This is a genomic window from Pedobacter sp. T50_32 (assembly GCF_057652195.1).
In genome coordinates this window covers 653,403-678,534 of the sequence record NZ_JBYFBY010000002.1, presented here as the reverse complement: position 1 = coordinate 678,534, position 25,132 = coordinate 653,403, and the positions used below count along the sequence as shown (strand labels likewise).

Genomic DNA, 25,132 nt, shown 5'->3' with positions numbered 1-25,132 from the left:
TACTTAACTAATAAAAATTAACCAAATAGGCCATCAAAACATGAGAAAAATATACATAATTGTCTTTGCACTAGTAATGTCGCCAGCGCTTTTGCAAGCACAAGCAACTTATCCATTTGGTACAATTCTCAAAAAAGTATACACGGATCAAAGCAAAAAAGCCAATAATGTGGTTAAACCGGCACAAGCTGCGTTAAGTACAATAAAATCAGATGGTACTTGGGAAGATATCAAGTATGATGATAAAACGCCTACCGCTTGGAATGCCGCAGAACATTTGACCAGAGTTACAGATTTAATTCAGGCCTACAGCGCAAATGAGAGTAGTTGTCGCAGTAATGACGCAGTATATAAAGCTATTGTTAGTTCATTGAAGGTTTGGTACGAGCGAGATCCTAAAAGTAGTAACTGGTGGCACAACGAGATCAATATTCCACAAAGGTTAGGAGTGGCGTTGATATTGATGCGATATGCAAATCAACAATTGCCAGAAGAACTCGAGAACAAGCTTATTGAGCGGATGAAACGTGGCGATATGGTCAGCAAAACTGGAGCGAATAAAACCGATATCGCCATGCATTATTTTTACAGAGCCTTATTAACAGAAGATAAAGCATTACTGGCGGAATCGCTAACCGAGTTTTTTAAACCAGTAAACTTGGTAGATGGCGAAGAAGGTTTACAACATGATTTTTCTTACCTACAACATGGCCCACAATTATACATTAGTGGTTACGGCAATGTTTTCTTAACTGGAGTAGTTAAAATTGTTGGTTATGTAGCGGGCACACCTTACGCATTAAGTAAGGAGAAGCTAACTTTATTAACGGAATTCTACCAAAATACTTATTTAAAAACACTGAGATCGAGATATATAGATTTTAGCGTGGAAGGACGTGGCGTTACCAGACCTGGGATGTTGCGTAAGCCTTCAGAAAAATACACGATAAACGCAATGATAGCTATTGATGCCGAACGTACAGCACAGTGGGAAAATGAGCGTTCGAGAGTAGACAGTACAGAAAATTTTACCGTCCAGCCTTATCACAAACACTTTTGGAAGGGAGATTACACTGTACACGTAAGACCAGAATATTCTTTCAATGTGCGTATAGCAAGTAAACGTACAAAAAGGTCGGAAGCGGGCAATAATGAAAATTTGTATGGTAAATACATGTCAGATGGTGCCACTAACATACAGGTTAATGGCCCAGAATATTATAACATTATGCCTGTTTGGGAGTGGGATAAAATACCAGGCATTACATCAGCAGACCATGCTGAAGATATAAAAACGGGTGTGAACTGGGGCGAAACTGGTCATAATGAATTCGCTGGTGGGGTATCTGATGGAAGTTACGGTGCAACCGCATATCAATTAGATTATGATGGTGTAAAGGCTAAAAAAGCTTGGTTTTTCTTCGATAAGGAAATTGTTGCGCTTGGCGCAGATATTAAAGCGGCTGGGGGAGATCCTATTACTACAACCGTTAACCAAACTTGGCTACAAGGCAACGTAAATACAAATAACGGTGCTTTTAAAAAAGACGAACAAACAAAAATGAACGCTCCTGCAGCAAGTTGGGTGCAACATAATGGTGTGATCTACTACTTTCCGCTAGCAACCAATTTAGCAATTAGCACACAAACGCAAACTGGCAATTGGTATAAAATCAATCTATCTCATCCTAAAAAAGACATTACTGGAAATGTATTTAAGTTATGGATAGACCATGGTACGAAGCCAGACACGGCAAGCTATCAGTACATTGTGCTGCCTGCAGCTAAAAATATCAAAAGTTTTGATCCTAAAACCATCAACATCATTAGCAACAGCGCTAAAAATCAAGCCGTCTTTCATCAGCAATTAAAGATATTCCAAGCTGTATTTCATAGTCCTTCTACTATTACTTCAGATAGCTACGAAGTAACAAGTGATAAGCCTTGTGTATTAATGATAAAAGAAGGGAAGGGGAGCGAGAAGAAATTGTATGTAGCAGATCCGCTGCAAATAGAAAGCAGCATCCAAATCAACATTAAAAATACGAAAACCGGTAAGACCGCTTCTGTGAATGTTCAATTACCTGATGGACCATATAAAGGTTCTTCGAAAGAGGTAAAAGTAGCACTTTAGGTATCAACTTCTAACCTCACTTTATGGCATGAGATAGAAAGATTGATAAAGCGGAAAGAATAAGTTTAAATGCAATTAGAGATAGATTTTTATTGCTTACACGAATTTATACCCCTAATCAAACCATTTTCTATCCCTTCTAAAATAGGCTAAATAGGCAGATTTGTTTTTCTCTTACTGTGCTTGGTACGGTAAGCGTATATCTAACCTAAAATAAATCTATCTATGAAGCAGTACCTGTTTTTGTGCATCGCTTTACTTTTTCAAGCAACTATTGCAAAGGGACAAATACATTCCGCAAATTTCAATACGGGTATTCCATCAAACTGGTCGGTAACCAATGGTGTAATGGCTTTAAGTAACGAACATTTGAAAGGCGGCGCAAATGCTTTAAAGTGGACGCCCCAACAAAATTCAGTACTTACTGCAAGTTCATTAAATATCTGGTCTGGCACTGTGGGTGGTTTTTCTACACATACTGCAGAATTGTTTGTTTACAGCAGTCATGTAAGTACAGACGTACTTGTATTTAAATTTTACGATAACAACAACGTAGTACAGAGGGAAGGACGTATGTTGTTAAACTACAAAGGATGGCGCAGTTATCACCGTAGTTATAGGTATGACTATAATAATGGTGCAGAGTCTAATCCTTTTACCCTTAATAAAATAGAAATAGTTTACCAACCATCATCTGCTACGCTTAACACAATTTATTTAGATGAGCTAAGTTTTGTAAACAACAATACGCCTAGAGTTCCAGGTCCGCACATGGCTTTGGATATCCATCACTTTCAATTGGCTACCGAATATGATAAAGCTTATTCTGAATGGGCTAATCAGCCAGATATGCCGCTGTCTACCGCAACTGCCACTGAACAAGCTGCAATTGCTGCGCTTAGGACGGGAACTTATCAACGGACTTTAGGCACGGTAACTGCACAGCAAATAACAGATGCAAAAACCTACGTAACACAATGTGGTATTACTACCAACCCAGATGGTTCTCTAAAAGGAAGGGGAATATCAGCCATTTATAATGTTGATACCTTGCTGAAAATTTCTGGGCATGTGCAGTCCTTAGCAAGAGCTTACGGTTTAAATGGAGACAATGATGCACTAAGTAAACTGCGAACTTTTGTAAGTTTCTTAGAAGAGCAAGGCCTGGCAGAAGGGGGTGAAATTGTAATTCCTTACAATAATTACAACGGGGTTAGAAATTTTCCTGTCGGATTTTTAGAGGCCTTACCTTATATCGCTGATGCCGATTCGAAACTCGCAGTGATCAAAATGCTGAAGTGGTCGCACGAGTTTAATACTATTTATTATCCGGATGCACCCAAGTACTTAAATATAGATTTTGTTTACCTGAAATCTAGATTCTTAGCAGAATTAGCATTGCTTGGTAACTCCGATGACGAAGTTGCTAGAGATCTGAAAAGTTTTAGTCGCTATTTAGAGAAGTTTACGTATCCAAGAGCAGGAGCAGAAGGGGGTATCAAACCAGATGGAGTGGGTTTTCATCATAATTCGCAGCACATTGCCTACCTGTACAGCTATGCAGAGTGGATTAACCGAGCTTTTGAATTAAAAGGTACACCGTTTAAAATAAGCCAAGCGGGATACGACAACATGAAGGGAGCAATGAAAGCGCTTTTCGTAGAAACATCAAAGGGTGCAATTTATCCGCACTCAGCTTCTGGAAGATCGCCATTTCCAAATTCAGTTCCTGTAAATACTGTTGCCTTCGATAGGCTGGTACAAGTAGGGGGTGATCTTGTTGGCGCTGCGGTAGAACCAGATTTGGCTGCGTTTTACAACTATATTTTTCAAACAAATCGCTATGCTGTCTCAAATGTAAATGGAGATGGATTTTACCAGTTGAATTATGCCCAAACAGGAATACTGCGTAGAAATAACTGGATTGCAGTTTTGAGAGGTTTTACTAGTAAGATGTTTGGTGCCGAGATCTACTCAAATGCAAATAGATACGGTCGTTATCAAAGTTATGGCGCACTGGAAGTTTTGTACGATGGTAATTTGGCCAACTCGGGCTACATCACTGGAGGTAGTGGTTGGGATTGGAACATGATGCCAGGAACTACGTCGGTTAGACACAGCTACGATAACTTAAAACCTTCGATTTCTGGTACTTCAACAGAGTTTCAAGGAAGTGATTTTTCTGGGGCATTGGCCGATGGCAGAACAGGAATATTTGGAATGGAGCTTATACAAAGTTCTGGAACAAGATACACAAGCAGCGGCTTAAATTTTCGGAAATCTGTATTTGCCCTCGATAGCGTGATGGTGAGCTTGGGAAGTAATATCAACGCATCAAATGCTGCCGATCCGACAATTACAACGCTTTTTCAAGGCATCAACGCATCTTCAAATCCAGCTATCTATATAAATTCGGCTACGGCCACAACGGCAAACTACGATCAGACTTTAAGCGGTACGATAGCTAATTGGCTTATCAACGGACAAACTACAGGTTTTTATATTCCAGCGGGAAATCCTGATATCAGTATTTTTAGAGGAAGCCAAACTACGCCAGTACATTCAACTGATGTAACTTCTACAACAGCGACTGCGAATGCAAGTAAGGCTTGGTTTTCTCATGGCATGGCGCCATCTGCGGCAAAATATTCGTATGTAACCGTGCCAGCTACTACGCCTCAAAAAATGACGGTGCTCGCCACTAAAATAGAGAGTAACCAGTTGTTTACAGTGCTTAGTCAAACAGAAACGGTACATGCTGTGAAATATCTGCCAATTAACGCAACATATTTCAGTGCTTTTGCCGCAACTCCAGATATCAACATAGGGTATTTAAAAGGTGTATCGGGCAAAGCTCTTTTTTCTGTACGAGAAAGTGGCGATTCGCTGATTGTTAAAATCGCGTCTCCAGATTTAAAAGTTGTAAATAATCCGTTAACCGATTGGATATCTACCACCAATAACATCACGCTTTCTTTAACTGGAAATTGGACAGTGCATGCTAATCATCAAAATGCGGCTATTGTAAATGGACAAAATACATTGGATGCTACTTTTGCCTTGAAGGATGGCTTCTCGCAAACCTTAGTACTTTTAAAAGATCAGCTCACGCAGGAAGAGGCGCCAGGTGTTTGGAGCAATCAGGTTAAAAAATGGAGCTATAATTTGAGTACAGGTACCGGCTTAGCAGGATTTGGTACGCCTCCAGTATTTCAAATGGGAAGCCCAGTAGTGGTGGGTACTACGTATAGTCACTCTAGCTCTTCGGCAACAACACCAGGTTTTTTACCTTATCCGCCAGATGGCTTGTCTAGAGTACATATCGTTAACAATAATCCGCAGGGCAGCAATGGTAATTTCACCTTGCAATCGGCAGAAGGGAGCTTGTCGATGTCGGCATCTTCACTGTCTAGTATCAATAAATTTTCTGCTTTCGAAGTGACTAATGCAACGCCAGTAACTAATATGTTCTTCAGAATATCGTTTGCTAACAATGCGACTAATGGAAGTTTCATTTATGCTCTTGGAAATAAGGCTGCTGGCGGTAATTTATTTTCAAATTCAAGCGGTGTTCACACAGCTACTACAGACTTGTTCACAGCATTGCAGTGGAATTTTACAGCTTCCGGTATTTCATTTAATTTTAGAGAAAGTGCAAACACAAGTGGCGGTACTTATAAATTGATTAGCAATACTGCTTTTAATAAAGGTGGTATGTATGATGTTGAAGTTTACTGCAATAACAGTGCAGTTATGCAAAGTTATACAAGGGAAGGAGTGAATTATGATCTGGAGGCAGGCAAATTTAACATCTGGGTACGACCTGCGGGGCAATTGGTGAGGTCTTCGTTACTTAGCTACAATTCCTCTACTGCACTTTCTGCATCGGGCGAATTACCTCAAGGTACAAATATCAATAGTTTCTTGTTTCAAGGGATCAATAGTACTTCGCCAACGCCGAACGCTGCAGTTATTAAGCTGGCCAATTTAGAAATGAATTTTGCATCGCTACAAACTTTACCTGTACAAATGGTATCGTTCAATGGGCAAGCGAAAGGTAATGCAGTGTCGTTAAACTGGAAAACAGCATCAGAGACAAATACTGATAAATTCACTTTGTATCGTAGCACAGATGGTAAAAACTTCGAGCAAATTACCGAACTAAAGGCCGCTGGAAATTCATCGCAAACTGTGGATTATAATTACCGTGATACCACTTTGCCATCAAAAGCAAGTTTGGTTTATTACAGACTAAAGTTGACAGATACAGATGGAACCATCAGCTATGATAACGTAGTAGATGTGAAGTTGAGCTTAGCTATAGAAAGCATTGTTTTATATCCTAATCCAGTATCATCAACCTTAAACATTTCCTATCCAGTGAGTAAAGCGCATAATGCAGTAGTTCGCATCTCAGATATGAGTGGTAAAATAGTTCATTCATCGAGTTACTACGTTGCTGCTGGGTTACAGAAATTATCAATAGATGTTTCGGCATTGCCAAAGGGAGTATATCTGGTAAGGATAGCAGATACGGTGAATAAAATAGTGAAGCTGTAATAGAGAATAACCAATTATTATTAATAACCAATAATCAGTGCTCAATAGGCAAATGAACTAATGAGCTGATGGACCAGTGAACTAGTGAAACTAACAAAAATCAAATATTCAATAAACAATTAATTTATACATTATGAAAAGAAAACTACTATTAGGATTAGGCCTTTTATTAAGCGCAGGCTTTGCTAGTGCGCAGTGGACAAACCAAGTTAACCCATGGTCTTATGGATTTAATACTTCTACTGCCGGAACTACATCATCTTCGGGTACGGCAGCTACTTATTTATCTACTGATGCTACCCCTGTTTTAGCACCACCAAGTTCTGGTACTGCTATGGTGTATTTTGCAGCAGGAGCTGGAGCTTCGGTAACTTTAAATGGTACTAATGATTTGGTGTTGGTGCCCGTAAGTGCTGTTTCAAAAGTATCTTTTTATGGTGTAAATAACGCAACAGAATTAGCTTATTCTAAATTTACACTAACATTTGGTAGAACTGGTGCTAATGCGCCGGTTAATAATACAGCTTATATTTGGTCTATTGGTAACCGTGGAACTGCAGGAAACCTATATAGTAATTCGAATGCGGTTAACACCGCATCAACTGCAGATAATTCAATTTTTACTGCTTTAAGGTTTTTATACAATGCCACAAACGCCAATTATGTATTAGGTTACAGGTCAACAACTACAAGTTCTGGTGCAACTTATACCTCTTTAACTAACGCTGCTTTTTTACCCGATGTATCTTACACTATAGAAGTATATGCAAACAATTCTTCAGTAGCTAAAACTTATACAAAAAATGCTACTGGATATACAGTAGCTGCTGGCTCTCTTCATATTTGGGCAACTAATAACGCTTCTAGCGTAGTTACCAGACCTAGCATAGGAGCTAACTACGATATACCTAAGTCTGTAGAAACAGTAACTACTACAGGAGATAAAAGCATAGCAGCTGGTACGAGTTTAAATTCGTTTTTATTTCAAGGTAGCGCTAATGCTAATGGTTATGGTAAAGTAACCATTACTGGTAATTTAGAATTAGCTTATAATGAGACCACTTTGCCAGTTAACCTAACATCTTTCACAGGTAAAAAAGCTACTAACGGTATTGCTTTAAGCTGGTCTACAGCCTCAGAAGAAAACAACGACTATTTCACTATTGCTCGTTCAACTGATGGAAAATCTTTTACTACTATTAAGAATGTAGAAGGTAAAGGTACCACTAGCACTACAAGCAATTATTCTTTCACAGATAACCTTCCTGCATCAGGTACAAATTATTACCAATTAAGTCAAGTAGACAAAGATGGTACAAAAACGACTTTTAAAGATTTAGTTGCTATAAACTATGAAATAGGCGGTGATAAATTTAAAGTATATGCTAGCGGTAATAAACTAAATGTTTCGGCTTACGCAGAAAAAGATGGTTCGGCAACAATTTCTGTTTTCGATTTACAAGGCAAGAAAGTTTATGCTGCTACTGTTAGACTTTCGGCTGGTCAAAATGCTATTGCTTTAGATGCAAGCAAAATTGGAAGTGGGGTTTTTGTGGCGAACTTGGTAGGTTCAGAAGCTGCAAAATCTGTTAAGTTTACAAAAAAATAAAAAATTAACTTTAGTCAATTAGCTTTAAATAAGTATTTAGATAGGGGTGGAAAATAATTTTTACCCCTATTTTAACTGATTTTTACCCCAACAAATAAACGTTCGATCCTCAAATTTGAAAACCAATAAACATATATTGGAGCTAACCAAATCATAGACTAACGAAATACCTAAACAATCATTTTATGAAGAAATACTTAATTCTTCTTTTATTTTTCACGAGTAGTATCGGATTGTTTGCTCAATCAAGTAAACAAGTAACGGGTACTGTAAAAGATGCTGAAACTGGCGAAACGCTAATAGGAGTAAGTGTTGCTGTAAAAGGCAAAACCATTGGCGGTGTAACCGATTTGAACGGAAAATTTGTGATTAAACTTGCCGCAACAGAAGATCCCGTGCTAACCTTTAAATACATTGGATACACCTCGCAAGAAATTGCAGTAGGAAATAAATCTGTTGTAGATGTGCAACTTCGCAGAGACAATAAGTTGTTGAATGAAGTTGTAGTTGTTGGTTACGGCGAAGTGCAGCGTAAAGACTTAACTGGATCTGTAGGATCTGTAAAGGTAGAAGAACTGCAAAAAGCACCAGTAGGTTCCGCTATCGAAGCTTTGGCTGGTAGGGTAGCAGGGGTGCAAGTTTCATCAGAAAGTGGTAAGCCAGGTGCTGGTGTAAACATCGTTATCCGTGGTGCAAACTCCCTTACACAAGATAACTCACCGTTATATGTTATCGATGGTTTTCCGATGGAAGATGCTAATGCTAGTATTTTAAATCCGGCAGAAATTGAGGCTATCGAAGTTTTAAAAGATGCTTCTGCAACTGCTATTTATGGTGCAAGAGGTGCAAATGGTGTAATCATGATTACCACTAAACGTGGAAAAGAAGGTGCACCAACAATTAACTACAATGCTTATGGTGGTGTACAAAAAGTAATTAACAAAATCCCTTTAATGAATGGATATGAGTTTGTAAAATTACAAGCAGAAAGAGATCCAGTAGGAATATTATTAAATTATTTGGTAACCGGCCGTGATTTAGAATATTATCGCAATGCTGAAAGTACAGATTGGCAAGATAAACTTTTCGAAACAGCGCCAATGCAAAATCACTCTATTTCTGTAATGGGCGGTACTAAGGCTACTAAATACTCAGTTTCTGGTAACTTGTTCGATCAAAAAGGTGTGTTAGTTAACTCTGGATTTAATCGTAAACAGGGGAAAATTACACTAGATCAGGTATTTAGTGATAAGTTTAAGGTTGGTACTTCTATTATCTACACAAGTTCAAAAACTTACGGAGCTAACCCAGCAACGCCAGATCAATCTTTCTCAGCAATGAATTACCTGATGTACAGTGTTTGGGGTTACCGTCCTGTTTCGTTTACGGGGGCAGAGATGGAAGAGTTATTGACAGATCCAGATTTAAGTGCCGACGATGCAAGGAATGATTATCGTATCAATCCAATCTTATCAGCAAAAAACGAATTACGCCAAAATTTTGAAAATCGCTTGGTTGCCAACGGATTTGCAGAATATGCTTTCACCAAAAACTTAAAATTAAAAATTACTGGAGGCTTTAACAATGTTGCTTATAAACAAGAGAATTTTAACAATTCACTTACTCGTTACGGCTATTGGGGAAGTACCGACAAAGTAAATGGTTCATTATTATATACCAATAGCAATACTTGGCAAAACGAAAATCTATTAACCTATAACAAGAAAATTGGACAACATAACTTCAATGCAGTTGCAGGTTTAATTTTTCAAGAAAACGACTATGAAAGATATGGCTTAAGAGCAACACAATTACCAAACGAAGTACTTGGCCTAACTGGTTTAAGTCAGGGTATTGCGCAGCCAGTTACTTCAATAGACAGCGAGTGGTCATTAATGTCTTATTTAGGACGCGTGAACTACAACTATAAATCTAAATACTACATCACTGCATCTTTCAGGGCAGACGGTTCATCTAAATTTAGAGATCATAACAGATGGGGATATTTTCCATCTACCGCTATTTCGTGGAGAGTTATCAACGAAGACTTCATGAAGAAATATAAATTCGTATCTGATGCAAAATTAAGAGTAGGCTATGGCGTAACGGGTAACAACAGGGTTACCGACTATGCCAGCTATGCTAGAATGAATTTCGATAACACTAGTGGAGTGCTTAACGGTTACTATTCTTTCAACAATAGCTTAGCGCAGGGAGTTTTCTTGAGCTCACTGGCAAATACGGATCTTAAATGGGAAACAACTGCGCAATCAAACGTGGGTATCGACTTAGGTTTCTTTAAGCAACGTATCACGTTAACGGCCGACTACTATAAAAAAATTACTTCTAATCTTTTATTAAATGCACAATTACCGTATTCAACGGGATATTCATCAGCATTTAAAAATATTGGAAAAACTTCTAACCAAGGTTTGGAGTTAACGCTTACTACAGAGAATATCAGAACAAATCAGTTTAGCTGGACGAGTTCTTTTAATATCGCCTTTAACAAAAACAAAGTATTAGAATTAACCCAAAACCAAGAAAGTTTAATAAGTACTGTAGGATGGGATCAAGGTTATAGAGATTTCCCTGCCTACATCGCAAAAGTAAATCAGCCATTAGGCCAAATTTATGGTTTCATCTGGGATGGTGTATATCAGTATTCAGATTTTGACCAATTGCCTAGTGGTGCCTATCAATTAAAAAGTAACATCACTACTAACGGTAATGCAAGGTCATTAATTCAGCCAGGAGATATCAAATACAGAGATTTGAATGGTGATGGTGTGGTAGATGATTTAGACCGTACGGTAATTGGTAGATCTTATCCAATTCATCAAGGTGGTTTTAGCAATAGCTTTAAATATAAAAACTTCGATTTGAACATTTTCTTACAATGGTCTTATGGTAACGATGTTTTAAATGCTAACCGTTTATTATTCGAAGCTGGAAATAAGCCTTACTTAAATCAATACGCAACCTTCGAAAACAGATGGACACCTACCAACACAAACACTACGATGTTTAGGGTAAATGGTCAAGGGCCAACTGCTTATTCAAGTAGAATAGTAGAAGATGCTTCTTATTTGAGGCTTAAAACTATAGATATTGGCTACAGATTACCTGATGCACTTGTAAAACGCATTAAAATGAAATCTGTAAGAGTTTACGCGTCAGCACAAAATTTATTCACCATTACTAACTACTCAGGTTACGATCCAGAAGTTGCGGTATATTATTCGCCACTAACGCCAGGCTTTGATTATTCATCTTATCCACGTCCAAAAACAGTTGTATTTGGTTTAAACGTAACATTATAAACAGTCAGTCATGAAAAATTATAGAAATATATCGATAGATAAAATGTCTAGCATTAAAAGAACCCTGGTATTGGCTGTTTCGTGTGGTGCATTATTCACTATTAGCAGCTGCAAGAAGTTTTTAGAAAAAGATCCAACTTTCATCGTAAAAGAAAACTATTACAATAACGAAACCGATGTGAATATTGGTTTGGCAGGTGTTTATGATGTGTTAGGAAAGGAAGAAATGTACGGAGGAAATTATCAGCTGATGCTTAATGTAGCAGATGATGGTTTTTATTCTAGAAGTGCTTACACGGTTGGGCCGGCAGTATATAATTTCGATGCTGCAGATGTAAACGTGGCTAATGTTTGGAAGTATCTTTATGAAGGAATAGAACGTGCGAACGTATTTTTAAGTCGTATAGATGGTGTTACAAGTATGTCACAAGCTTCTAGAGATGCAGCCAAAGGCGAAGTAAAGTTTTTAAGAGCGTACTATTATTTTGTGCTAGCTAGCGATTGGGGCAATGTGCCACTTAAAACCAGCCCAACATCTTCGGTGAATGATGTTAATCTTAAAGCCACTTCACAAAAAGAGATTTACGATTTTGTAACCAAAGAAATGGAAGAAGCAGAAGGTTTGGTAAAAACTGCTACTGCAATAGGGTATGGAGGTAAGGTTTCTAAATCTACCGTAAGAGGAATTTTAGGTCGAGTATACTTGAAAATGGCAGGTGCACCTTTAAGAGACCAAACTAAATATGCAGAGGCATTGAAATGGTTGAATAAGGTAGTAAACCCGACAACAGGGGGCAAAGAACATCGTTTATTGCCAAGTTACAGACAGATTTTTACCAATTATGCTGGTGATAAGTATGATATTGGCGAATCTATTTGGGAAATTGAATTGTATGGTAATAGAGGTGGAGACTTTGAAGCAGGAAGAATAGGTAACTTCATTGGCTTGCAATGCAATGACGAAGCTCATGGTTATAGCTACGGTTTCATTAACACTACAAAAAAACTTTACGATAGCTACGAAGCGCAAGATGTGAGAAGGGATTGGACAATTGCTCCTTATCAGTATACTTATACCACTGTAGGTACTTTAATAAAGGTAGCTGATTCTACCAATTGGACAGCGGCGCAAATTTATAACAGAAACGCTGGTAAATTCCGCAGAGCTTATGAGAAGGTTTTGCCGAAAAACAAGAATTATACGCCTCAAAACTTCCCAATGTTACGTTATGCCGATGTATTATTAATGTATGCAGAAGCAGAAAATGAAGTTAACGGACCAACAGCTCTTGCTAAGCAGGCGCTGAATGAGGTACGATTGAGAGCAAATGCTACAGATAAAACAACTACTATTTCTTCTTACGATGATATGAAAACTGCTATTCGCAAAGAAAGGTTCTTAGAATTATCGTTTGAAGGTTTAAGGAAATTTGACCTAATTAGATGGGATATCTTCGTATCGGAAATGAACCAATTAGGTACAACAGTGCCAGCAGAAGCAGGTACAGTGTGGAGTTTTGCTGCATTGGCAGGTAAAAATGTTACTAGTAGAAATGCGTTATTGCCTATTCCGGTACTAGAACTTTCGCTAAACAAACAAATGTCTCAAAATACTGGCTGGTAAAAAATGATTCACATGAAAAAGATATATTTATTTTCGCTACTGCTTATTGGCTTAGGCGGTTGCAATAAAAAAGATGTGCCAGTGCTTAACTTCGATGTTAAACCAGAAAAAAGCACTTATAAAGTTGGACAGCCTGTAAATTTTTTAATTACAGGAAATCCAGAGCAAGTACAGTTTTTCTCGGGAGAGGAAGGCAAGAAATACGTTTATAAAGATAGAACACAAGCCGAAAGCGATAAAATTACCGTAGAGTTTGCTACAAACAGACGTTATGGTTTGGATGCACAGCAGCCTAATTCTTTAAAAGTATTTGCATCGCAAGCTTTTAACGGCAAATATGAAGCAGCAAGTATTAATGTTTCTCAATGGGTAGATGTTACCTCTGCTTTTACGTTATCTGGCATTCAATCTACAGATGCTGCCTATGTATCGTCTGGCGTAGTAAATCTAACAACATTATCTAGTGTGGGGCTAACACTCGACAAAGTAAAGCCTATTTATTTTGCTTTTAGATATAATGGAACTACAGGCACTACACAGCCACGTTGGTGGGTCAATAAATTTGATGTTAAAACTACAACAAGTGATGGTCAGGTATTGCCAATTGCCACTATAAGCTCTGCAACTTGGACTCCTGTTAAAGTTTTAACAACCTCACCTGTAAATTGGACCTTTGGAAGCGACAATATTTTGAAATTTCAGGGTGGTGGTGCAACAGTTGGTAGCAATGAAGTTTGGGCAATTTCTGGTGGTTTAAACCTAACGAAAGTAAAACCAGATGCCGGCGTTGCCTTAAAAAACATGAGTACCCGTATGGATAACTACAATTACACTTATACCGCTGCCGGAACATACAACGTAACTTTTGTGGCTTCGAACGCAAACATTTACGGTGAAAGTAAAACCGTTAAAGAAGTTAAAGTTGTAATAGAGCCTTAGTAGGCAAGTTACTAAAAGGGTTAAACCAAAACATCTATTTTTTGATTACTGATACATATTTAACGATCCAAAGTCGTTAGACAGAGACTTTTTTATCCAAAAAAAATGATTAAACAGATTAGTTCAAGCTTTAAAATTGTAAAAATTACGGCATTCGCATCGGTGTTTTTAGCTGCAACAGTTGCCAATGGACAAATGTTAAAGAAAGATTTTGAAGTTGCCGAGAAACAATATCAATTGATGCTAAAAACGCAAACGGATTTAACAAGTTTCCCACGTACAACAAATCCAGACGGTTCTGTAAAAGGTACCGATGTTTGGGATTGGACGCAAGGTTTTTTTCCTGGAGCATTATGGTATGTTTATGAAAATAACCAAGACCCAAAATGGAAATTGGAAGCAGAAAAATGGACAAATGCTTTAGAAAAAGCGAAAGACCTTAAGCAACATCATGATATTGGCTTTGTAATGTATTGCTCTTACGGAAATGCGGTAAGGTTAGAAAAAGATGCAAAGAAACGTGAAGAATATAATAACATCCTCATCCATTCTGCTAAAACTGCATTAACCCGTTTCGATCCAAAAGTGGGCTTAATTAAATCTTGGAATAGAAAAGCATCTTGGGATGGTAAAACCATGTGGCAATATCCAGTAATTATCGATAACATGATGAATTTGGAAATGTTATGCTACGTTTCCAAAATCACGGGAGATCCGATATATAAAAATGCAGCCATCAGCCATGCGGTAAAAACGATGGAAAATCATTTCAGGTCAGATTATAGTACTTATCATGTGGTAGATTATGATCCTCAAACTGGCAAAGTATTGCACCAACAAACTAATCAAGGTTATTCAGATAACTCAACTTGGTCTAGAGGGCAGGGCTGGGCTATCTATGCTTACACAATGATGTATCGCGAAACTGGCGATAAGCGTTTTTTAGAAACAGCAATTAAAGCAGCTAATTTTTATCTCAATCATCCAAATTTGCCAAAAGATAAAATTCCTTATTGGGATTTTAATGTTGGTCAAATAGGATATCAGCCAGATTGGAAAACTGATAATAGAATAAATTTAGCACAAATACCAAGAGATGCTTCGGCTGGGGCATTGGTAGCATCTGGTTTGTTAGAGTTAAGCACTTTCGTCAATAAAAAGCAAAAACAATTTTATTTTAAAAACGCAGAGGCGATGTTAAAATCGCTTTCTAGCGATAAATATTTAGCAAAAGCAGGTACTAACGGCGGTTTCATCCTCAAACATTCTGTAGGTAGTTTCCCGCATAATTTCGAAGTAGATGCGCCACTTGTTTATGCTGATTATTACTTTTTAGAAGCATTATTGAGATATCAGAAAGCCGTAAATTAGATTATTAGAACTTTATGAATTATAGAAAAATAGCACTATCACTCGCAACCATATTAATTGGTTTATCTTGTTTAGCTCAAGACAAAAAGATTTATAAAAAGGACTGGATAGATCTAAATAAAAACGGCAAAAAGGATATTTACGAAGATCCTTCACGTAGCACAAAAGAACGTGTAGACGATTTGCTGTCGCAGATGAATTTGAACGAGAAGACTGCTCAAATGGCTACTCTGTATGGCTATAAACGAATTTTGAAAGACTCGCTGCCTACACCGGGTTGGAAAAATGAAATTTGGAAAGATGGTATTGCCAATATTGACGAGCATTTGAATGGTTTCGTTAATTGGGGTATCGTTGAAACCAAACTTGACTTAGTGACAGATATTAAACGCCACGTTTGGGCAATGAATGAAACCCAACGTTTTTTCATCGAGCAAACCCGTTTAGGTATTCCTGTAGATTTTTCAAATGAAGGAATTAGAGGTATCGAAGCATATCAGGCAACAGGTTTTCCAACGCAGTTAAATATGGGGATGACTTGGAACTGCTCTTTGGTGAGAAAGATGGGACAAATTACCGGAAAAGAAGCGAGAGCATTAGGTTATACCAACGTTTATGCACCAATTTTAGATGTAGCCCGCGACCAACGTTGGGGGAGGTTAGAAGAAGTTTATGGCGAAGATCCTTACCATACCGCTCGTTTAGGCGTAGAAATGGCAAAAGGAATTCAGGAAATGGGCGCAGCTTCTACACCTAAACATTTTGCTGTTTATAGCGCAAACAAAGGCGCTCGTGAAGGTTTAGCTCGTACCGACCCGCAGGTTTCTCCTCGTGAGGTAGAAGACGTGTTGCTTTATCCTTTCAAAAAGGTAATTAAAGAAGCTGATATTATGGGCGTGATGAGCTCGTATAATGATTATAACGGTATACCGGTTACTGGAAGTAGCTATTGGTTAATAGATCGTTTACGTAAAGAAATGGGTTTCAAAGGTTATGTGGTAAGTGATAGTGATGCTTTAGAGTATCTGTACAACAAACATCACGTAGCAGCAAACTTGAAAGAGGCCGTCTTTCAAGCTTTTACAGCTGGATTAAATGTGCGTACTACTTTTAGAAAGCCAGACAGTATCATCATTTACTTGAGAGAGTTAGTGAGCGAAAAGCGAATTCCGATTGAAACGATTAACAGCAGGGTGGCAGATGTACTTAGCGTGAAATTTAGATTGGGACTTTTTGATAGTCCTTATGTGAAAGATGCAGAAGCAAGTAAGCAATTGGTTAATAATGCGGTAAATCAGCAAGTGGCTTTGCAATCATCACAAGAGAGTATCGTATTGTTAAAGAATGCCAAAAATGCGCTTCCATTAGCTAAAACAGGAATGAAAGTTGCAGTTATTGGCCCAAATGCTACTGATGCAGATTATGCACATGCGCATTACGGTCCGTTAATGTCGCCGAGTGTGAATGTTCTGGAAGGTGTAAAATTGAAAATTGGCGCTCAAAACGTGACTTATGCGAAAGGTTCTGAGTTAATAGATAAGAACTGGCCAAATAGCGAGATTTTCCCAGAAGATCCTAACGCAGAAGAGCAAGCAATGATTAACGAGGCTGTAGAGACAGCAAAAAAATCGGATGTAGTGGTGTTGGTAATTGGTGGAAACACTAAAACAGCCGGAGAAAATAAAAGCCGTACTTCGTTAGATTTACCAGGACATCAATTGGCATTGGTAAAAGCTATTCATAAGGCCGGAAAACCTTATGTAGTGGTGTTAATTGGTTCTCAACCTGTATCTATCAACTATGTTGATTTACATGCGCCAGCAATTATTTATGCAGGTTATCCGGGTGTTAAAGGTGGTTTGGCAGTGGCCGATGTACTTTTTGGAGATTATAACCCGGGAGGTAAATTAACGCTGACTTTCCCTAAATCAGTTGGTCAGTTACCGTTAAATTTCCCAACTAAACCTAACGCACAAACTGATGAAGGTGAAACTGCCAGAGTTAAAGGTTTATTGTATCCATTTGGTCATGGTTTAAGTTACACCACTTTTAGTTATGAAAACTTGGTGGTAAACAACAAGCTTAACGAAAATGGACAGGTAGAAGTATCATTAGATGTGAAAAACACAGGTGCTAAAGATGGTGACGAAGTGGTACAGTTGTATATCCGTGATGTATTGAGTTCTGTAACTACCTATGAAAAATTGCTGAAAGGATTTGAACGTATTAAACTTAAAGTTGGCGAGAGCAAAAAAGTAAGTTTTACGCTTGTGCCAGATGATTTGATGCTTTGGAACAGAGATATGAAGCAAGTAGTAGAGCCAGGAGATTTTAAAGTGATGATTGGTTCATCTTCAGAAGATATCAAACAAACTGCTACATTTACCGTAAAGTAATAAGATATCAATAGGATGAAAAATATCATACTAGTATTTGTACTTCTACTTATCGGGTTTGGAATTAAAGCACAAGAAATCCCTTTAATTCCCAAGCCTATTAAAGCGGTAAAGAACTCATCAGCATTTACGCTAAATCAGCATACGCAGATTGTAGCAAACAAAGAGGCATCTAAAATAGCCGAGTACTTACAAACAGAGTTGTTAAAATTTCAAGGTATTTCTTTAAGGAGTACTGATAAAGCTAATGTAAATTATATCGATTTACAGCTGAAGCCTAATGCTAAACAAGCCTTGGAGGCTTATCAACTATCAATAGGTGAAAATAAGATAGAACTGAAAGCTGCGCATCCACAAGGTTTGTTCGCAGGAGTAATGTCCCTTTTGCAACTTATCAGGCATCAACAATCAAAAAACAATCAGGTCATTATCCCATCTTGGACGATTGAAGACCAGCCTTTATATGCTTGGCGAGGAGTAATGTTAGATGAGTCGAGACACTTTTTTGGCAAGGAAAAGGTGAAGCAGATTTTAGATTGGATGGCTTTTTACAAGCTAAATAAATTCCATTGGCACTTAACAGATCAGCCTGGATGGCGTATTGAGATTAAAAAATATCCGAAGCTAACTGTAATTGGTGGCGTAGGAAGTTTTACCGACTCGTTGGCTAAGGCACAGTACTACACGCAAGAAGAAATAAAGGAAATTGTACGTTATGCAGCAGAGCGATTTATAGATGTAATTCCAGAAATTGATATGCCCGGACATGCTACCGCAGCAAACAAAGCCTATCCTGAATTTAGTGGAGGCGGATCGCCAAAATATCCCGAGTTTACTTTTAATCCGGGTAAGGAGGGTACTTATCAATACCTAACGAATATTCTTCGTGAAGTTGATGCACTTTTCCCATCTCAAATGATCCACATTGGTGCAGATGAGGTGCATTTTGGTAATCAACATTGGAATAAGGACGAAGCGGTGCAAGCTTTAATGAAGAAAAGCAATTTCAAAGATTTGCCAGCAGTTGAAGCTTATTTTGTGAAACGGATGGCAGATAGTATCAAAGCCTTAAATAACGAAGTTTTGGCTTGGGATGAAATTGTTGGAGGGGCATTATCGCCTGAGAAAACTACCGTTTTTTGGTGGAGACATGATAAACCTGAAATTTTGAAAGAAGCGTTGAATAAAGGTTACAAAGTGGTTTTATGTCCACGTATACCACTATATTTCGATTTCGTTCAGGACGGTAGCCATGTCGTTGGACGTAAATGGGCGGGTAACTTTGTGCCAGTTCAAAGTGTTTATGATTTTCCTTCTAAAGAAATTACTGATTTGCCAAACGCAAGCTCGTTAATTAGAGGTATACAAGCCAACATTTGGACTGAAGTAATTGTCGACGAGCAGCAGTTAGATTTCAAGCTTTTCCCTCGTATTGCGGCATTAGCAGAAGCAGCGTGGACAAAAAGTGAAACGAAAAATGTGACAGAATTTAATAACAGATTAAAAAGTCATTTTAAACTATACACTAATGACGGGCTTTATTTTTATAATCCGTTTAATCCTAAAGCATCACCAGATTTGCTAACGCCAGCGCAACGAAAAGGTTTGTTGCCAGATAACGAAGCGCAAACTGCACAAGAAAAGGGTGGCAAATAGTAGCCAAACACAAATAAATAAAAAAAAGCGAGGTATTTATCTCGCTTTTTTTATTGAGGTTGTCTCTTGTTTCGTGAAACTTTAAAGTCTTTTATTTTGTTTCCGAAAAACATTAGCTTTATTACGGTTTGTAAAATTTGGCCTTTACTTCTGGTATTATTGCATTTAGGTTTTTTATTCTGGTCTCATCAGATGGATGCGTAGATAAAAACGTCGGAGTTTTGGTTTTTTGCAACTGCGACATCCTTTGCCAAAAGGGCACAGCTTCATCTGGGTTATAACCGGCCATGCTCATAAAAATTAAGCCCAGTTTATCGGCTTCGCTTTCTTGCAAACGGTTATTCGGCAATGATAGCGCCAAGTTGCTGCCCACAAAGTATAAACTTAAAAAAAGCAATTGTGTCGTTTCTTTCTTTTTCTTTAGGGCTTCCTGTAATGCCATTCCTCCAACGTTTATCAATAAAGCTTCGCTCATGCGCTCGTTACCATGTCTGGCTATGGCATGTGCAATTTCGTGTCCCATTACCACTGCCAAACCCTGTTCAGATTGTGCAATAGGCAAAAGCCCGCTATACACCACCACTTTGCCACCGGGCATACACCAGGCGTTAGCAATGGGTTCATCAACTGTGTTGTACTCCCACTTAAAATTTTTGAGACCTTTTTCTAGCTTGTTTTCTATCATGTAGGTTTCTACTGCCTGTTGTATTTTTGTACCTACTTTAGTCACCAATTGTGCCAGCGCATCTGTTTGAGGCAAGGTTTTAGATTTGCTAATGATGTTGCCATATTCAGCAAAAGCCATTTCCCGCATCATCATATCTGGCACCATAATAAGTTGCTTACGACCGGTAATTGGTACGGTTTTGCAGGATAACAGTATCAAAATTACGAGCAGATAAAAGTGCTTTAAGAGGTTCATATTCGTAAAAATTTAGCATTACCATTTATCCCTTATAGATGCGGTGAGAGGAACGAATTGACCGTTTGCTGTACATACTAAGGTGCTATTGCCATGGGTTAGTGTGCCACTGGCATTGTTAAATACTATAGTTTTGGTCCCCATTTGCGGATGTAGGTTATTGTTCGCATCCCTAAATTCTAGCGTAAGCGTTATACCTTCTATCTTCCAGGCATCCAAAATAAAGTTAGGCGTATAGTTAAGTCGCAAATCAATACCTGTATTTTGTAAGGTGGTAAGTTCAAAAGCTGGGGCAGCTAAATCTTCCGACTTATCTAAACCAAATTCGGTAGTGGAATTTACCTTCAACTCGTTTCTCATATTGCTTCCCAGTTGTCGGAAAAGACTAGCTACTTTGCCTTTAGGTATCAATGATACTTCTACTTTAGAAGGGAATTCCTTATTGTCCGACCCCGTACTTATCTTAACACGTACACTCGTAAGTCGATAAACTGTTGCTGGTGTGTTTGCGTTACTGTTGGTAGCTGCTGGCGCTGGAGGTGGGGCACTAGAGCCAGAACTTGGCGGAGGCGGTGTGCCAGGTCTAATTGGAGCTACTTTAGTTGTGTTTTTAGATGGTGGCGGTGGCACAATCGTTTGTGCGCTTGCAGCCATACAAGTTAGTACAGCTATAACGGTGAATAGTGTTTTCATTTTAGTTGTTATTGTTAATTACTGTTTGCCTATTTTTTTATGAAACCAGAAGGGAGATCAATCAACGATTTATTTTCTTCACGTTGGGCATAGCTAAATTCGTGGGGTATGTTTTGGTTACTTTGGCTTCCATCTCTAGCGGTTGGTTTAGGATGTTTTAGATAGAGATAGTTCGCTTCCATCCCAGAAAGATATTTTAGTTCTAAGGTATAGCTTAGCTTTTCTAATGGATGTTGAAATGCCTTTACGCGAGTTCCCCATCCTTCGGTACTGCCGCTGCTGGCTTTTTTCCACCACTCGCCTTTGCCTTGCGTAGGTGTTAGTGTAAGCAGATTTCCGTTAAGCGCATATTTGCCAGTTTCATAAACTATTCGAATTTGCTTTATCGTAACAGACCAATCTTTTGCAATGTACTGGTAGGTTCCATCTGCTTTGAAAAGATATTCTTTCCTAAAATATCCACCAGTAAGCATTCTCGTGCCATTTACGAGGCCAGAAGCTTCTGTATCATAACTGCCCCACAAACCAATAATGCCTTTGTTTCGCATTGCGGTAGTTTGAGTTTTAGTGACATCGTCCTGCGCTAAGTTGAATTTTATGGAGCTCACAAACTGTTTGAAATCTTCGAAATAACGTTCTGCATTGGTATTATAAAGTAAACTGATGCAAATTTTTTCGTTGCTAAATACCGTTAATATCGAGGTTACATTTGCGTCCTGATATTTCCAAATTCCGCTACGACTTTTTACCGCCCATTCGTTTACTGTATCTATTTTGGTGTTTTCCTCGCTTGCCACAGCATTTAAAGCTAAAACAATAGCCTCCCATTCTTTATCTAAATCAATTTCTATATCGCCTTTGCTAATGGTGCTTTTATAAATGGCCATTTGCGCCCATTGTGTGCCGTCGGTTTTTGAGTAGGCCACATAACTATTGTCGTCAGTTTGTTTCCAGCCAACTGGCTGATGATAACTAACCACATCGAAGCTTTTAGATTGCGCAATTGCATTCGTAATCCACACCAAAAACAATATAGCCGTGAGTAATTTTTTCATTTGTGTATTATTTTTTGGAAAGTGTGAAGCCGGTAAAAATGCCCGAGCCGGGTGCTTCTGCGTCATTTAACCACAATACTCTTCCGCCTTTAATACAGCTGAAATAGGCATCGTAAGTTCTTGGTTTTCCTTCCATTTCCGGAAAATGTAACTTCCATTGGTTAATAAGTTTGAACTTTCCTTTGCCAGTAATTTTAACGAATTTTGTTCGGCCAAGCGCTGAATTTGAAGCGACTAGCTCCCAATTGTAAGATTGTGCTGGTCCAAATTGAAAGCTCTGTGCCGATGAGTAGGTACTCATGCCAGCATAGGCGCCAGTGTAGTAATCCGAATAAAAAGTATTGCTCGAAAATCGGTCGCTCCAAGTGCCTGTATTATCCAAGTCGCTTGCTGCAATGGCAAAGCGGTTATACTGTGCCATCAGTTCAAGTGGTTTCGAAATGCTGATCTCGCTGTTATGGTCAACAGCCTCTGGGTCGAATTTAAACTCCTGTATGAACGTGCTTTTATCTGGAGTTACGCATTCAATCCATCCGCCATCACTTTTAAAAAGCACTACAAAAACCTGCTTTTTAGAGCTGTTTTCGATAAGGTGGGCCATACCAAAATACTGGCGGATGTAACTTGTAATGTAGGCCGTTCTATAGTTTTTCAAGTTGCTGTATCGCGGTGCAACCAAAATGTCCCAAGCTTTGTTTGTTAACGGTGCAGGGTCTGCAGGAAAAATTGTACCTTCTTTAGGATAATGGATAAGTACCTTGACATTGCCTTTGTTTACTTCTACCCAGTCTTCTTTTTCAATGCTTGTCCATCCATTTTCGAAATTTGTAGTGTTAAACTGAAATTTGCCCGATAATTTTGCTATAGCATGGGATTGAGTTGCGGCTGTTTTGTTTCCAGTAGGTTTTTTTAAACTGATGGAAGCTATAAAATTTTCCATCTCCGTTTGGAAATCTGTGCTGTTGGCCAATGCCATTAGGTTTACCATTTTACCTGCCTGACTGCTACTTACCAATATTGCAGCACCTTTAATTCCATCTTTTTCGAAGGGTGCTGAGCCCATTTTTGTTTCCCAACCTTTATCGGTGGCACCAGGTTGCATTTGCGCTTTAGTAGTTACGCCTAAACTTTGCTGTACCAAACTTTCCCATGCTAAATCAAAATTTTGTTGTGCATTTGTGGTGGCGTCTAAAGCTTTGTAAAGTGTAATTACGCAAAAAGAATTGCCTTTTTCTATGCTGAAACTTATTGTTCCGGCCTTTTCACTTTTTGCCCAACCTTTTGGCGGGGTAAAGGTGATGATATCGAAAGTTTGTTGTTGCGCATGACCACACGAATAAAACAGCACGGTAGCAATGATAAATAACAATGGTTTCATGATTTTAGAGATGTTGAGGTACAATAATTTTAGGCTTACTCACCTTTAGCTTTCTTTTTGGCAGCGCCGCTTTTCTTTTTCCGATTGTCATTAAATAGCTGATGTTTTACGGAAGTATCCGCCGCAAGCGAGTCGGTAATTTGCTCAGTTTTGGTAGCTTTCTTAGCTCTTGCTGTGGTATCGGTAAGAATTTTTTCGGCTTTGTCGGTTGTCTTATCTATGGTTTGGTTCACCTTCTCATCAACTTTCCGATTAATTTTTTCGCTAACCTTGTCCTTAACTTTATCTGTAAGTCTTTTTAATAATTGAGCATTGGCAGTTTGCAACCAAAATAGGCCAATTGCTATTAATAGTAATTTTTTCATGATAATTTATTTTTGGTAAGTGTTTGATAATTAAATTGATCGTGTTATAAAGTTGAGGATAATGTATGCGGTATACTATCCCCTAAAAACGTGATTTTGATAGTGTTGAAGTTTGTTTAACCACTAAGGCACCAAGACCACAAAGGTTTCTCTTAAATCTGGTTTAGCAAAAGCATTGGTGTCATGTTGAGCTTGTCGAAACATTCTTCAACAAGTAGTTTGTGACAAACTCCCACTGACAATTAAAAATCAAATGAAATTCAAATTTTTCTTTGTTAAGGATATTGTCTTAGCCATTCTTTAATGAAATTGGTGGTTACCTCATTGGCATCTTTCCCAATTTTGTAAATGGCCTTCCATTTCAGGCTTTTCGCTTCATAAGACGGGTTGGCAAATTTTTTGTTTTTGCCTGTACCAGTTAATGTAGCCGAAAAGTCTACCGTAGGTGCAAGTTTTAAATACTCCTGCAATTTATTTTTTATCGCCACATTTGGATTTTCTGGATATAGAAGTAACCATCTCGTTTTATTAGGTGTTGGATCGCTTTCCGAAGCAATCTGCGCTTTCATATCCGTAATGCTTTTTTGCATTTGGTTAAGAGCGCTTGCGGGCACCATTTTATTTCCCTTTAATGCCGCGTAGTTTTTTTCGCTTTCTTTAAGCGATTGTTTCAATATCTGGATGGTATTGGCATCCATTCGGTCTGGTTCGCTGGTAGGTTTGGCATCGTTTCTGGCTTTGGTATAGGCATTTATAAACTCCTCACTTTCTACGTAAGCCCTTACGTATTCGCAAGCTTCTTTAGCAATTTGTTCCTTATTGCCACTCATTACTGCAGATAAGTTTTTGAGTACCGGCAGTTTAAACGATTTCAATTCTTTGTAAATGGCACTGCCATCTTCCATTTGCTCAGCATCATCTATCGTACCTATATCGTGCCTGCCGACAATATTTTTAAGGATATAGTTCTTCGCAGCCGTATCGGCAATGCCTAATTGCTCAATAACCGAGTTGAGGGCAACGTAACCGCATAAAATGATGCTTGCAGTTATGCCGTAAATTACTTTTTTCATAATAATATTTTTAAGGATTTATGTTTGTAGATAT

15 protein-coding genes are annotated in these 25,132 nt (G+C 38.4%); 9 read left to right on the top strand and 6 right to left on the bottom strand.

Going from position 1 to position 25,132, the window contains the following annotated elements; translation table 11 throughout:
• Positions 1-40: 40 nt before the first annotated feature.
• The 9 genes from AC23ME_RS08330 (at position 41) to AC23ME_RS08290 (ending at position 19,612) form a co-directional block, all read left to right on the top strand.
• Positions 41-2,134 (top strand): polysaccharide lyase 8 family protein, encoded by a 2,094-nt coding sequence (locus AC23ME_RS08330; protein ID WP_487727295.1) that lies wholly within the window; start codon positions 41-43, stop codon positions 2,132-2,134.
• Positions 2,135-2,359: 225 nt separating this feature from the next.
• Entirely contained in the window at positions 2,360-6,694 is a 4,335-nt protein-coding gene (locus AC23ME_RS08325) for a polysaccharide lyase family 8 super-sandwich domain-containing protein (protein WP_487727294.1), read from the top strand.
• Between the two features lie 133 nt (positions 6,695-6,827).
• A complete protein-coding gene (locus tag AC23ME_RS08320; protein ID WP_487727293.1) occupies positions 6,828-8,303 on the top strand; it encodes a T9SS type A sorting domain-containing protein in 1,476 nt (491 codons plus the stop codon).
• Positions 8,304-8,488: 185 nt separating this feature from the next.
• On the top strand, positions 8,489-11,626 hold the full coding sequence (locus AC23ME_RS08315) for a SusC/RagA family TonB-linked outer membrane protein (protein WP_487727292.1): 3,138 nt from the start codon (positions 8,489-8,491) through the stop codon (positions 11,624-11,626).
• A 10-nt stretch (positions 11,627-11,636) separates the two neighbouring features.
• Positions 11,637-13,250: a RagB/SusD family nutrient uptake outer membrane protein gene (locus AC23ME_RS08310; RefSeq protein WP_487727291.1), complete on the top strand. Its 1,614-nt coding sequence runs from the start codon at positions 11,637-11,639 to the stop codon at positions 13,248-13,250.
• Positions 13,251-13,262: 12 nt separating this feature from the next.
• The gene (locus AC23ME_RS08305) at positions 13,263-14,189 is read left to right on the top strand and encodes a DUF5017 domain-containing protein (protein ID WP_487727290.1); all 927 of its coding nucleotides are present in this window, start codon (positions 13,263-13,265) and stop codon (positions 14,187-14,189) included.
• A gap of 105 nt (positions 14,190-14,294) precedes the next feature.
• A complete protein-coding gene (locus tag AC23ME_RS08300) occupies positions 14,295-15,560 on the top strand; it encodes a glycoside hydrolase family 88 protein (protein ID WP_487727289.1) in 1,266 nt (421 codons plus the stop codon).
• A gap of 14 nt (positions 15,561-15,574) precedes the next feature.
• Positions 15,575-17,956, top strand: a complete 2,382-nt coding sequence (locus tag AC23ME_RS08295; protein WP_487727288.1) for a glycoside hydrolase family 3 N-terminal domain-containing protein — start codon at positions 15,575-15,577, stop codon at positions 17,954-17,956.
• Positions 17,957-17,971: 15 nt separating this feature from the next.
• Positions 17,972-19,612 carry a beta-N-acetylhexosaminidase gene (locus tag AC23ME_RS08290; protein ID WP_487727287.1) on the top strand — a complete coding sequence of 547 codons (1,641 nt, stop codon included), beginning with the start codon at positions 17,972-17,974 and terminating at the stop codon, positions 19,610-19,612.
• Between the two features lie 121 nt (positions 19,613-19,733).
• On the opposite strand, the gene AC23ME_RS08285 is transcribed toward AC23ME_RS08290, so the two are convergent.
• The 6 genes from AC23ME_RS08285 to AC23ME_RS08260 all read right to left on the bottom strand — a co-directional run bounded on the left by AC23ME_RS08285 (position 19,734) and on the right by AC23ME_RS08260 (position 25,098).
• Positions 19,734-20,534, bottom strand: coding sequence for a M48 family metallopeptidase (locus AC23ME_RS08285; protein WP_487727286.1), 801 nt, complete (start codon positions 20,532-20,534; stop codon positions 19,734-19,736).
• A gap of 18 nt (positions 20,535-20,552) precedes the next feature.
• Positions 20,553-21,227 carry a hypothetical protein gene (locus tag AC23ME_RS08280; RefSeq protein ID WP_487727285.1) on the bottom strand — a complete coding sequence of 225 codons (675 nt, stop codon included), beginning with the start codon at positions 21,225-21,227 and terminating at the stop codon, positions 20,553-20,555.
• A gap of 29 nt (positions 21,228-21,256) precedes the next feature.
• On the bottom strand, positions 21,257-22,282 hold the full coding sequence (locus tag AC23ME_RS08275) for a hypothetical protein (protein ID WP_487727284.1): 1,026 nt from the start codon (positions 22,280-22,282) through the stop codon (positions 21,257-21,259).
• A gap of 7 nt (positions 22,283-22,289) precedes the next feature.
• A complete protein-coding gene (locus AC23ME_RS08270; RefSeq protein ID WP_487727283.1) occupies positions 22,290-23,660 on the bottom strand; it encodes a hypothetical protein in 1,371 nt (456 codons plus the stop codon).
• Positions 23,661-23,695: 35 nt separating this feature from the next.
• Complete coding sequence (locus AC23ME_RS08265; RefSeq protein ID WP_487727282.1) at positions 23,696-24,025, bottom strand: hypothetical protein; 330 nt, start codon at positions 24,023-24,025, stop codon at positions 23,696-23,698.
• Positions 24,026-24,300: 275 nt separating this feature from the next.
• Positions 24,301-25,098 (bottom strand): hypothetical protein, encoded by a 798-nt coding sequence (locus AC23ME_RS08260; protein WP_487727281.1) that lies wholly within the window; start codon positions 25,096-25,098, stop codon positions 24,301-24,303.
• Between the last annotated feature and the right edge of the window lie 34 nt (positions 25,099-25,132).